The organism is Jeotgalibacillus sp. S-D1, from assembly GCF_004358665.1.
In the GTDB taxonomy this organism is placed as follows: Bacteria; Bacillota; Bacilli; order Bacillales; family Jeotgalibacillaceae; genus Jeotgalibacillus.
Map to the genome: position 1 here is coordinate 222,521 of NZ_SMZR01000002.1, position 13,525 is coordinate 236,045.

Consider the following 13,525-nt stretch of genomic DNA (forward strand, 5'->3'; position numbering starts at 1 on the left):
AAGGAAACCTCCTGGTAAATGGTATTTAAACAGATTTCTAAAGCATAACTTCTTCCTTTTCAGCCTGTTGCTGAACAGACAAATAAACCTCTCTGAATGAGCAATTATTGTCCTCTGCTGCTCTTTTTACGTCTTCATATTCCGGATAGATTTTTATTACTTGCCCCTCGAGTTTTCCTAGTTTAACTGTCATGATTCCAAATGAAGTGTCTATGTTTTTAAATTCTCTTGATAGAATCCGCCTCGACCATTCAGATTTTCGAACACCGAATGTACTTGTCTCGCGCAGTAATAATTCTTCTATTTCAAGCGCTTTTTCTGGTTTTACCAATACCGTAATCAATGTTCCCGGCCTGCTCTTTTTCATGGATACAGGGGTGAAATAAACGTCCAAAGCACCCTCTGCTAATACTCTTTCCATGGTGAAACCAAGGGCTTCCCCTGTGAAGTCATCAAGCTGACATTCCAGTACAGCGATTTTTTCCCGCGGGAGAGTTTCTGTCTGCTGAAACAAAAGCACTCGCAAGACATTCGGATGGCTGAAATTTTTTTTACCTGCCCCATAGCCAATGCTTTCGATGGCAAGAGGAGGCATATGCCCGTACTCATCCGCTAATGCCCTTACGAACCCTGCACCTGTTGGCGTGGTTAGTTCTCCTTCAACATGAAAGTCTGCTAAAGGGATACCCTTTAACAGCTCAGCGGTGGCTGGAGCCGGGACAGGATAAAGTCCATGTGCGATGTTGATTTTTCCATAACCGGTCGGCACCGGGGAGGAGATAATCCGGTCGACAGCCAGGCTTTCAAGAGCCAGACATACGCCGATCACATCAATAATCGAGTCCATCGCTCCAACTTCATGAAAGTGAACGTCTTTTGGATCCATCCCGTGAATTTTCCCTTCTGCTTCAGCAATAACTTCAAAAACCGCTTTACTTCTCTTTTTCACACGCAAAGGCAGGCTGCTTTCTTCAATCATTTGCAGAATAGCAGAAGCTTTCCGATGATGGTGATGGTGGTCATGGTCATGGTCATGGTCATGGTCATGATGATTATGTGAGTCAATTTCTTGTAATTGCAAATCCAGCATCTTAGAAGATATTCCTCTTTTATCAACCTGCTTTACATCCATTGTGAAAGAATCAATGGGCAGTGTTGACAGGTGTTTGAGGATATAGTCAAGGTCAGCTCCTGCATCCATTAACGCAGCGAGTGTCATATCACCCGAGATTCCGGATTGACAATCAAGATAAAGTAACTTCATGATTTACCCCCTCCGAAACCAGCTTTAAAATCATTGCTGCCTGATAAGCGGCACCAAAACCATTATCAATATTCACAACACTCATCCCTGAAGCACAGGAGCTCATCATTGCCAGCAACGGGGTTATTCCCTCCAGGTGAGCACCATATCCGATCGAGGTGGGAACAGCGATTACAGGTCGCTGCACCAACCCTCCAACTACGCTTGGCAAAGCGCCTTCCATTCCTGCGACGGCAATCAGTACATCCGCTTCTTCAATCTCACTTCGATACGCTAGCAGCCGATCGATTCCAGCTACTCCGACATCATATATTCTTCTAACCTTACAGCCCATCCACTCCGCAGTCAGAGCTGCTTCTTCCGCGACAAACAGATCTGAAGTTCCTGCGCACAGCACCAGCAATTCACCACCAAACCTTACTTCTGAAGTACCATATGCCAGAATGCGGGATTGTGTATCATAACGCGCCAGAGGAAATGCTTCCAACAGCTCGCTGCTTTTTTCCTGATCAACTCTGGTAACCATTACTTTTCCATGCTTTGCGATGAGTTTTTCCATAATCAGCTTAATTTGCCCGGCAGTTTTTCCTTCTCCATAGATTACTTCCGGAAACCCCGTGCGATTTTCCCTGTCATAATCTACTTTACAAAATCCCAAGTCTTCAAAGTTATTCATTTCATCACCCGCTGTCTCAATTTGTAGTCGCTAGTATTTTATTCATGCTTCCGCTCTTATAACCGGTCAAATCCATTGTTACAAAGGTATAACCAAGCGCTTGAAGTTCCTGTGTGATTTCCTGATGATGGGCCATTAGTGTGGCCATTTCTTCAGCTTCAACTTCTATTCTGGCAATATCCCCGTGGGTCCTGACACGCACCTGCCGGATGCCAATTGATCGAATTGCTTGTTCCGACCGGTCAATTTTCCGCAGCTTTTCCATGGTAATTTCTTCGCCATAGGCAATTCGGGAAGACAGGCAGGCAAAGGATGGCTTGTCCCAGGTAGGCAGTCCCATCTGCTGGGATAACTCGCGAATTTCACTTTTGAACAGATCCGCTTCCTGAAGAGGTCCCCTTACATTAAATTCTTTTGCTGCTCTCGTTCCCGGCCTGTGCTCACCGAGATCGTCTGCAATCAAGCCGAACGCCATGTTTTGATAATGCTGTTCATTCATGATTGGGACAAGATGTTCAAATAGACTTTTTTTACAAAAATAGCAGCGGTTCGCTGTGTTTTCTGAGTAGCCTTCTATGGCAAGCTCGGATGTTTCAATAATTTCGTGTCTGGCTCCGATTAGAATGGCAAGCTTTTTTGCTTCTTCCAATTCCTCAAACGGGTAGGTTTCACTATCTGCTGTCACTGCCAAAACATTTTCCCGCCCAATCGTATCAACAGCCGCCTTTAGCAAAAATGTACTGTCCACACCGCCTGAAAAGGCGATAACCACTGTTTTCATATCCCTTAAGATTGCTTGAAGTTTACTGTATTTATCACTCAGCACTGCGCATCATTCCTTTATGTGTATTTCCTTCTCTCTTATTCTTCTACATATGGAATCGTAAGAGGTCCAAGCGGCATGACAGCGATTGACATCCCCTCCCCGTATGTATCCTTCAGTTTCTCAAGTGTCTGTTCAATGCTTTCACTGTTTTTTAACATGGCGCCAGCCACTTGTTCTTCAGTTAATTTTGAATAAACGTAAATATCCGACCATATTTGAATAACGGCCTGTTTTTGAACCTGCCATTGATCAAACATTTTAAATTCTGGATTGTTAATCATCGAAAGGAGCTGTTCCGGGCTATCTGCCATTTCAAATATTTTCGAAAAGTTACCATGGCTCGGAAGACCATCTGAGCATTCCGACGCGATAATGATGACCCCGCCCTCTTTAACAATTTTGTGAGCGGCGCTCATTCCTTTTACAGCCTGGTACAAATTCTGGTCCAGCGGATAGCCTGAATTAGATGTGATGACGACGTCAAATCGATTATCACACCGAATCATCGCATGCTCCTTTGCAAAAGCACATCCTTTATCATGAGCCTCATAAAGTTCTCCTGCGAAAACATTGGTAATCTCTTTTTCTCTATTTAATGTGACATTTAACATAAAGTGAGGCTTGCATAACTGATTGATTTCTCTGGTCATATTCTGCACCGGATTATCCGTCATATTGCCCCACGTGGAGCGGGGGTCGCCGATCATTCTTGCATTATGAAAGGTCATAATCGTCTCGATCCCGGCTATTCCAGGCATGATTCCTTTAGGACCTCCTGAAAAGCCGGCAAAAAAATGCGGTTCGATAAATCCGGTTACGATGCGGAAATCACTTTCTACGTAGTCCTTGTTTAAATAAACATCACAGCCAAATGTGCTTTTACCCAGGTTAACCAGCGTATCTTTATCGTGGCAGCTATTGTTAATAATTTTGATATTGTCCACTACCCACTCTCCGAGCATCCCGATAAACTCTTCTCTCGTTTGATCACGGTGGGTGCCGGTCCCGTTAATAATGACAAAGTTTTCATACGGCACATGGTCAAGCTCTTCAATGAGCCAGGGCACCAACTTATGATTTGGCGTCGGTCTTGTAATGTCGCTGATGACAATGGACACTTTGTCTGTAGCCTTAACCATTTGCTTCAGCGGGGGTGTGCCAATTGGATTTTCAAGTGCATTCATCACTGCTTCCTTGTCCTTTTCAAGACCTGCAAGATTGATAGGTTCGACTAAAAACACACCATCTGGCAGCGTCAGCGGCAGTCCTTCTTTTCCATACAGCAGCTCTGTTTTCATTTTTTGATATCCTTTCCTGGCTGAAATGTAACGCGATAACCATACAAAAACTAAGAGGATTCTCTCCAGGCTTTTGTATGGCTCATTTATTTAGAAATGCTATTTTGCTACTCTGATTTCTTTTTGAGGAGTGACAGAAAGTGAATTTGCTCTTTTTTTGTTGGTGGCAATAATATAAATGGCAGCAAAAGCGATAAGTGCTGCAATAAAGCTGCCAAGATTAAAGAGCCCTTTTTCTGCATACCAGACGATTGAATATCCTACCGATCCTGTAAGCAATGCATAGTAAAAGAATGGGAACAACGTTTTTCGAATAATGGCTCCTTCTTTTCCAACCAGTCCCACTACTGCTGAAGCCGCTACAACATTGTGTACGCAAATCATATTGCCAGCCGCTCCGCCCACAGCCTGAAGGGCTACAATCCATGTAGCATTAACGCCCATTTGTGAACCGACATCATATTGAAATAGCGCAAACATCATATTGCTGACAGTATTGCTTCCCGCAATAAAAGCTCCGATGCCGCCAATAAAGGTAGAGAAGAACGGCCAATAATCTCCTGCCAATGCGACAACGCCATTTGCCAGTTCAATAGGCATTTGATCATACCCTGCCGCTCCGCCGCCTGAGTTTAAAAATACCTGAACCATGGGAACGGTAAAGACCAGAGCAGTCGAAGCTGCAATCATTGTTTTACCGGACTGCACCCATGCACGCTTATATGATTTCGTGTCCATTCCATGCAGAAAGTACGTGATAAGAGAAACCAGGATAAAAATCGTTCCCGGAAGGTACAAAGGCTGAAAGCTTGCTGTAATTCCCGAATCAAAAATATTCTCAAACTGCACCGTCCACGACTGTAGCCAGCCCATAACCGGAAGCGCTGTCAACCTTGTCAAAACCAGAAATACCCCAATCAAAATATAAGGTGTCCATGCACGCATCATCGTCATATTTCCGCTTTTATGTGTAACCTCTTTAATTTCCAGCTTTCCAATCCATTCAGGATCCCATTTTGACTTTTCCTCGAAATCCCAAGTTTCATGTTCAGCAGGCATAAGAAATCCTCTTTTTGAAGCGAGAACAACAACGGTTAATCCGACCAGCCCTCCAATTAATGAAGGAAATTCAGGCCCTAATAAATTGGCAACCAGCACATAAGGAATGGTCATGGCAAAAGCTGCAAATAGCGCAAACTTCCACATTTTCACCCCTTCTGTGAACGATTTGTTTTTACCAAAAAACTTTGTCATTAATGCTACTACAAAGAGAGGAATCAAGGTGCCTGCTATCATATGCAGGATCGCCACCTGCCCCCCAATGACCGTCACAAGAGCAAGAAAATTGTCCGTAATTCCTGCATCAGCTGATAGTCCGGTTTGTATACCAACAAGCATAGGCGTGCCAACAGCTCCAAAAGAAACTGGTGTGCTTTGAATGACCATTCCTGCTACAACGGCTGCCATGGCCGGAAAGCCCAAACCGACCAAAAGCGGCACAGCGACTGCAGCCGGGGTTCCAAAACCGGCAGAGCCTTCAATAAAGGAGCCAAATAGCCACGCAATGATAATAACCTGTACACGCCGGTCAGGCGATATGTCGGTAAATCCCCGCCGGATCGTTTTGATTCCGCCGCTTTCCTGCAGGGTATTTAACAGTAAAATTGCACCGAATATGATAAACAGTAATGTTCCGGCAACAACAAGTCCGTTAATGGACGCAGCAGCAACATTAGCACCCGGTATCTGCCATACAAACAGGGCTAATGCGATGGCAACCAAATAAGAAATAGGCATCGCCTTGCTGGCGGACCATCTGAGACCGACTAAGAAAATGGCAACAGCTAAAATGGGCAAAAGAGATAAAAAAGCTAGCATTCCAGTACTCATAAATTTTCCCCTTTCATAGTTGGAACTTGGCTAAGAACATGCCTTAACTAAAAGCGTCGCACAATGTTACTTCCATTTCTTACGCCGGACTCACCTCACTCATCTGATTCTTGTGTATAGCATCATAGAGAAAATCAACGATATGTACAGCCTTCATTTTTTTATCCAGCCCTTCCCGCTGAATGCCTACCTGCATCTGCATCAAACAGCCCGGGTTTGATGTGACGATTACAGCCGGCTGCAGATCTTTCACCCCGTTCATTTTGGCATCAAGTATGCGCCTTGCCATTTCGGGGTGAAGGAGATTGTATATTCCAGCCGAACCGCAGCAGCTTCCTGCATCAATCAGCTCTTTAAATTCAAAGCCGGGTGCATCCATTAACAGGGTGCGGGGTTCCAGGAACACCTTGTTTACATTTTTCAAGTGACAGGAATCCTGATAGGTAACGACCGTTTCATCAATTGCTTTCATTTCCTTTAAGTCCTCATTCAATCCAAGCTTGATAAGCAGTGAAGAAATGTCGATTTGTTTTTCTGTGAACCGGGCTGCCTTTTCTGCATAATGAGGGTCCTGTTTTAAATGCTGTTCATACTCAGATAGAAACGCACCACATCCTCCTGCGTTATTCACGATGAAATCGAAAGCATCTGAATCAAACGCATCGATGTTCGCGCGTGCATTACGCATTCCTTTTTCCAGTTCACCGCTATGGCCATGCAGGGCTCCGCAGCACTGCTGTTCTTCAGGAATGATGACTTCAGCACCCAGCCATTCCAGCAGTTCAATGGTTTTTCGATTCGTTTCCTGAAAAAGAGTATCCATTAAGCATCCTGTAAAAAAAGCGACTGTCGCTTTTTTAGGGTTGTTCGAATGCTTACGTTCTTTTTTCTTTTCAATCGCTGGCAGCACGCCTTCCATCTCCTTCATAAATGGAGGAAATAGCGTCAGAAAACCAAACTTCCTTGTTACCTTTTGCAGGCCTGATTTTTGATACAGCTGAACCAGTTTAATGGTTTTCTGCATTTTATCCTGATCGGCGAATACCCCGTCAAATGCCCCTTTTCGTAAGATTTTTTCTTTACTTCCTTGGGGTTTAGCATGCAGGATGGCTGCCCTTGTTTCTTCAATGAGAGGACCATACTGCACTCCTGCAGGACAAGCCGGTTCACATGCCCGGCAGCCCAGACATAAATCGAACGCTTCTTCCACTGAGCTGTCCCACACCACATCCCCATCCCTCATCGCTTTCATCAGGGCGATACGTCCTCTGGGGGAGTGCGTTTCATCATAGTTGGTTGAAAGATACGTAGGGCATGCAGGCAAACAAAAGCCGCAGCGCATACAATCCATAATCAGGTCTTCATTTACATGTTCCTGGAAGCTATCCTGCATTCGTTTTTGCAAACCGCTACTCATTGTGAACCACCAGCCTTTTCTTTGAAGCTTTTGCAAACACTTTTCCAGGATTCATGATGTTTTGAGGATCAAGTGACTGCTTGATAAGCTTCATCACCTGAATTCCACTTTCCCCGATTTTCCATTCAAGATAAGGAGCTTTCATTTCCCCTACGCCATGTTCTCCTGTGATCGTCCCGCCCAGCTGAATTGCTGCTTCGAATATTTCTTCCAGTGCTTTTTCAACCCGTTCCATTTCTTCTTTGTTCCTAATATCCGTTAAGCAGGTTGGATGAAGATTGCCGTCACCAGCGTGTCCAAATGTACTGATTTGCACATTGTATTTTTGGGCTATTTCCTGTATCGCCCGTACCATCTTAGCGATTTCAGAGCGCGGAACGGTTGCATCCTCCAGGATCGTGGTTGGCCGTTTTCTGGCTAATGCTGAAAGAGCAGAACGTCTGCCTGCTTTTAATACATCTGCTTCTTCAGAGGAAGCTGCGATCGAGGTGGAAGTTGCGCCTTTTGCCACCGCTATGTCAATCATCTTTTGAATATCCCTTTCCACAAGCTCTTCATCGCCGTCCTGTTCGAGCAGCAGCATTGCTTCAGCATCCCGCGGGAGACCCATCTTCATAAAATCCTCAATAGCCCCAATGGTGCCGCGGTCCATAAACTCGAGTGTAACTGGAATAATTTTATGGGCAATAATCGAAGAAACCGTTTTTGCCGCATCCTCCAACGAGTTGAAATAGGCAATGCCTGTTTTCTTATAAACAGGCAGCGGGATGAGCTTCAATGTGATTTCTGTGATGATGCCAAGCGTACCCTCTGATCCGACAAGTAAAGATGTCAGATCGTACCCTGCCACATCTTTGGCCAGCTTGCCTCCTGTTTTCAGGATTGAACCATCAGCCAGGACCACGGTCAATGCTTTCACATAATCCTTCGTCACCCCGTATTTTAAACCGCGAAGACCGCCGGAATTTTCACTGACATTCCCTCCAATCGTGGAGATTTTCATGGAGCTTGGGTCAGGAGGATAAAAAAGTCCATGCTGCTCTGCATGTACACTGATGTCCTGCGTTATCACTCCTGGCTGAACGGTCATCGTCAGGTTTTCCTGATCAAGCTCGAGGATTTCATTCATGCGATGAAACAAAATGACTACTCCGCCGTTTGTCGGCACCGTTCCAGCTGCTAAATTGGTTCCGGAACCGCGTGAGACGATTGGAATTTGTTTTTTTGCACAAAGTTTTACGATTTCCGCGATTTCCTCGGTGCTTGCCGGTGCGACGACCAGATCCGGCTTTGACTGAAAATTGGCTGTTGCATCATATGAATAAGCATGCAGCTGTGCTTGTGAATAACGGATATTTTCCTGTCCGACTATCGCTGCAAACGTGTTAATTATACGCTTCTTCATTCCCTCAATCCCCCTGTGCTAGGGCTTGACTACGGTCCCTATCTATCTGTTAAATTGCTCAAAATCTATCATCTCTTTTAATTTGTATACGCTTACATATATATTAATAGTTAAATAATCAGACTTCTATGGAATAAGTAACAGATTTACCCATCAATTTTTCTTCATTTTTGTTCCATCGAACAAAGAGACTGGAAGTAAAACTGCTTTAATAATAAGTTCTGTTAAACTCGCCTGTTGATATTTTGACTCAGTTGATTGGAGCTGAAGGTGTGAGACTCCTGCGGGGTGTAGCGGGAGAGGTGAGACCTCTTAAACGCAAAGCGTTGAAGAGAGCTCACCCCCGCCCCGCGGAAAGCGAACGCCTTCAGCGGAAATCAACGGCCTCGTTTAAAAAGACAATTTTAAAAAAATACCCCTCACGAACAAGTAGCTTATTCGTGAAGGATATTATTTGGGGTGCAGAGTCTTTTTCTTATTGCTTTGCCAGCCCTATCAATTGTTAGCCAGCATATGGACTGCTGTGCAGATCATCGTTACATCGTTTTTGTCTGCTAAATCAATATCAAGCATCGTTTCAATTTTATGCAGACGGTATTTCAACGTATTTTTATGTATATGCAGTGCATCGGCAATTTCCTGCAATGATCCCTGTGTTTGAAGCCAGACTTCCAGGTTATGCAGAAGTTCTTTCTCACATAAAAGCGGTGCAATGGTTCGATCTAAAAACTCCTTGCGAATATCTTTTGGGACAGAATGATAGAGCAGTTCAAGCTTTAAATCTTCTTCAAAAACAATTTTGCCTTTTCTCGCTGAAACCTCTACTGCCATTTCCGCCTGCTGAAAGGATTCCGGAAGAAGATAAAACACCCTTTCTTCCCCTATTCCAATATTCACCTGCTGCTTTGTAAGCTTTTGAACCTTACCTGCAAAACAGTCCAGCCCTATTTGCAACTGATATTTCGTTATATTGGGAATGAGCAGCACAAGCTTCTCAAGCCCCCAGCGGGCAATTTTCAGTTCAGGATGGATCGTTTGAAGATGGAGCAAATCTTCAATCTCAGAAAACTCCAGCTGTCGGCTGGTCTGTATGACAGCCACACGATTGTAGGCGGAAATATCAATATTTAATAGAGTCGCTCGTTTTTTCACTGACTCAATGGAGACTTCTGACATAAAAAGATCAAAAACGAAAAACTCGATTTCACGAAATACACGCTCTCTCTGCTGACGCATAATGAACTCTGTCACAAACAGCTCAGAAACTTTTCTCACAAGCTTTGCATACTTATCAATTTCTGAAGGGGTGCCCGTTATGCCAATCACACCAATCGGTATATCAGAAATAATAATCGGCAGAACAATTCCCGGCCTTACTCCCTGAAGCTTTTCACAGGATTCTTTTGTAATATGAAGCTCCTGGAGATTTTCCATGGAGACAACGGCGCCTTCATGATACGTATGGACCCGGTCTGGATCCTTGCTCGCAATAACATAACCGTTTTTATCCGTCACAATTACACTTTGGTCAATTAATGAAGAAATCTCCGTCACAATTTGATCGCCAAGCACCTGTAAATCAAACACAACCTCACTCCTTCCTCACTATCTGTGAAAAAACTGGTCATAGACAGGCTGTACCATTCGGCTGTGCTGATTTTGAACAGTATCCCCCCCGGCTTTTTTATCAGCGGATTTTAGCTCCCAGTTTTGCTTCTGCAAAGGTATTTTCAAGAGCCCCGATTTCCTTAATACTGCATTCAATTACATCTCCCGGTCCTACAAGCTCTGCTCCAACTGGGCTTCCTGTCAAAATGACATCACCCGGCTTTAATGTCATAACATTTGAAAGGTAGGAAATCATTCGGAGAATAGGAATGATCATTAAGTTCGTTGAACTGTTTTGTTTTTCTACATCATTTAATCTTGCTTCTACATTTACTTTAAACGGATTCAGCTCTGTTTCAATGACAGGACCAAGCGGTGTAAAGGTGTCAAATGACTTGCCAATTGTCCAATGCCCATCCTGATGGAAAAACTGAGGCGCTGTCACGTCGTTTCCGACTGTATAGCCAAATACATAATCTAAAATATCGGACTCAGCAATATTTTTGGCTTCCTTCCCAATAACAACGGCTAATTCAGATTCGAATTTCACTTGATTAATGCCTTCTGGAATCACTATTTCTTCATTTGGTCCGATAACAGACGAAGTTGGTTTAAAGAAAAATACAGGAATTTCAGGCAGTTCGCTTGGTAAGTCCTGTTCTTGCGCTACATAATTTGCTCCAATGCCAATAATCTGATTCGGCTCGAGTGGTGCAAGAAGACTGATGTCACGAGGGGCGAATGTAGTTCCCGTATAGTCCCACTCCCCATAAATATCCCCTTTTATTTCATCTATGCCCTCATCTGTGATAATGCCCTTATGAATACTGTCGTCCTGTGCTTTAAATCGAATGAATTTCATATTATTTCTCCTTTCAGATCGCATGTTTTGGTTGAATGAAATAACAGGGCATCCTGCAGTCGATGCCCTGTTTGTTATGCACCTGCTGTTTTATTGTTTAATTGCGTATTTAACCTTAGCTTCTAAACGGCGGCGATGCAAAATGGGCTCTGTATAGCCGCTTGGCTGGGCGTATCCTTCAAACACAAGCTCAGATGCAGCCTGGAATGCAACAGAATGATCATAATCAGCCGCCATCGGCATGTAATAAGGATCACCTGCATTTTGCTCATCGACCACTTTCGCCATGCGTCGCAGCGTTTCTTCTACCTGCTCTTTTGTACAAATACCCTGATGAAGCCAGTTTGCCATATGCTGGCTGGAAATGCGCAAGGTTGCACGATCCTCCATCAGCTCAACATTGCCGATATCCGGTACCTTCGAACAGCCAATTCCCTGTTCGACCCAGCGCACAACGTAACCCAGAATCCCCTGTGCGTTGTTATCAAGCTCCTGCTGAATTTCCTCCGCACTCCAGGCAGGATGTTGCTCTACTGGAATATGAAGAATGTCATCCCGGTAGTCAGCCGTTTCTTTTGCCAGTTCGTTTTGAACGGAAGTGACATCGAGCTGATGATAATGGAGGGCATGCAGGGTTGCAGCAGTTGGACTCGGCACCCAGGCTGTATTAGCTCCTGCAGATAAATGACCAATTTTTTGCTTGAGCATATCATTCATCAGATCAGGCATCGCCCACATCCCCTTGCCAATTTGGGCACGGCCCTGGAACCCGCTTGAGAGTCCGGCAATGACATTGGATTTTTCATAGCCCGCCAGCCATTTTGAGGCTTTCATTTCATTTTTACGAATCATCGGTCCGGCTTCCATTGACGTATGCATTTCATCGCCTGTACGGTCGAGGAATCCGGTATTAATGAAAACAATCCGATCCTTTACCTCGCGAATACAGTTTTTCAGATTTAATGACGTTCTTCTCTCTTCGTCCATTACCCCGATTTTAAGTGTATTGCGCTCCAGCCGGAGCAGATCCTCAACCCGGTCAAACAGCTGATTGGCAAAAGCCACTTCTTTTGAACCGTGCATTTTTGGCTTAACAATATAAACAGATCCTTTAGAAGAATTTTGATAAGGGCCGTTTCCAAGCAATGAATGCATCGCCAGCAGACTGGTTACAACCGTATCAATAATTCCTTCCTGAACCTCATCGCCGTTTTCATCCAATATTGCATTATTTGTCATTAAATGGCCGACATTTCTTGTAAACAGCAGCGAGCGTCCCGGCAGAGAAAATTCCTCTCCCTGTGGTGATTGATAACTGCGGTCGGCGTTCAGTGTCCGTTTGACTGTCTTATTATTTTTGGTAAACTCCGCGGTCAGGTCGCCTCTCATCAGCCCCAGCCAGTTTTTGTATACCAGCACTTTATCCTCTGCATCTACTGCCGTCACGGAGTCTTCGCAATCCATAATCGTTGTGAGGGCCGCTTCCATTAAGATATCCTTCACACCCGCGTCGTCGTTTTTGCCAATTGGATGGCTGCTGTCCACTTGAATTTCGAAATGGAGACCGTTGTTCTTTAGTAATATAGCTGAAGGTTTCTGTGGCTCTCCCTGATAACCGCAAAATTTTTCTTCGTCTTCAAGGCCTACTTCGTCACCATTATTCAATGTAACAGTCAGCTTTCCATTCTCAACGCGGTACTGCACGGCTTCTTTATGAGAAGAGGACAGTAATGGCGCTGCCTGGTCGAGAAAGTTTCTGGCAAACTGAATTACTTTTTCTCCCCGCACAGGGTTGTACTCTTTTCCTGCCTCCGCTCCCCCCTCACTGCTAATGGCATCTGTGCCGTAAAGGGCGTCATACAAGCTGCTCCATCTGGCATTTGCTGCATTAATGGCATATCGGTCGTTGTTTACAGGAACCACCAGCTGAGGACCGGCTTGTACTGCGATTTCATCATCTACTGCATCTGAAGTGATTTGAAAGTCTTCTGCAGCTTTCTCTAAATAACCAATTTCTTCTAAAAAAGCTTTATAATTATTGAAATCAAAGCTCTTATTCTCAAGATGCCAGTTATTGATTTTTGTTTGAATTTCTTCCCGTACAGCCAACAACTCTCTGTTTTTCGGTGTGAAGTCCGTAACAATTTGCGAAAAGCCTGACCAGAATTCTTCTTGCTCCAGTCCGCTCTCTGGCAATGCTTCTGAGTTAATAAATTCATAGAGTATATCCGCCACCTGAAGATTGTTCGTTTTAATATAATTTTCCACTTGTTTATTCC

10 protein-coding genes are annotated in these 13,525 nt (G+C 44.3%); all 10 read right to left on the bottom strand.

The annotated features are described in order from the left end of the window. Positions 1-37: 37 nt before the first annotated feature. Entirely contained in the window at positions 38-1,264 is a 1,227-nt protein-coding gene (gene larC / locus E2R51_RS08120; protein WP_133376560.1) for a nickel pincer cofactor biosynthesis protein LarC, read from the bottom strand. Next, the gene (larB, locus tag E2R51_RS08125) at positions 1,245-1,940 is read right to left on the bottom strand and encodes a nickel pincer cofactor biosynthesis protein LarB (protein WP_133376561.1); all 696 of its coding nucleotides are present in this window, start codon (positions 1,938-1,940) and stop codon (positions 1,245-1,247) included. Before larB ends, larC begins: the two co-directional genes overlap by 20 nt. Positions 1,941-1,956: 16 nt before the next feature. Next, on the bottom strand, positions 1,957-2,766 hold the full coding sequence (larE, locus tag E2R51_RS08130) for an ATP-dependent sacrificial sulfur transferase LarE (protein ID WP_133376562.1): 810 nt from the start codon (positions 2,764-2,766) through the stop codon (positions 1,957-1,959). Between the two features lie 35 nt (positions 2,767-2,801). Beyond that, entirely contained in the window at positions 2,802-4,064 is a 1,263-nt protein-coding gene (gene larA / locus E2R51_RS08135; RefSeq protein WP_133376563.1) for a nickel-dependent lactate racemase, read from the bottom strand. 99 nt (positions 4,065-4,163) lie between these two features. Then, on the bottom strand, positions 4,164-5,954 hold the full coding sequence (locus E2R51_RS08140; protein WP_133376564.1) for an L-lactate permease: 1,791 nt from the start codon (positions 5,952-5,954) through the stop codon (positions 4,164-4,166). Between the two features lie 79 nt (positions 5,955-6,033). Then, positions 6,034-7,371 carry a (Fe-S)-binding protein gene (locus E2R51_RS08145; RefSeq protein WP_133376565.1) on the bottom strand — a complete coding sequence of 446 codons (1,338 nt, stop codon included), beginning with the start codon at positions 7,369-7,371 and terminating at the stop codon, positions 6,034-6,036. Next, the gene (locus E2R51_RS08150) at positions 7,364-8,776 is read right to left on the bottom strand and encodes an FAD-binding oxidoreductase (protein WP_133376566.1); all 1,413 of its coding nucleotides are present in this window, start codon (positions 8,774-8,776) and stop codon (positions 7,364-7,366) included. Before E2R51_RS08150 ends, E2R51_RS08145 begins: the two co-directional genes overlap by 8 nt. Positions 8,777-9,271: 495 nt before the next feature. After that, entirely contained in the window at positions 9,272-10,363 is a 1,092-nt protein-coding gene (locus E2R51_RS08155; protein WP_133376567.1) for a CdaR family transcriptional regulator, read from the bottom strand. Between the two features lie 100 nt (positions 10,364-10,463). Beyond that, complete coding sequence (locus E2R51_RS08160; RefSeq protein ID WP_133376568.1) at positions 10,464-11,246, bottom strand: fumarylacetoacetate hydrolase family protein; 783 nt, start codon at positions 11,244-11,246, stop codon at positions 10,464-10,466. Between the two features lie 90 nt (positions 11,247-11,336). Next, entirely contained in the window at positions 11,337-13,514 is a 2,178-nt protein-coding gene (locus E2R51_RS08165) for a malate synthase G (RefSeq protein WP_133376569.1), read from the bottom strand. Positions 13,515-13,525 lie beyond the last annotated feature (11 nt).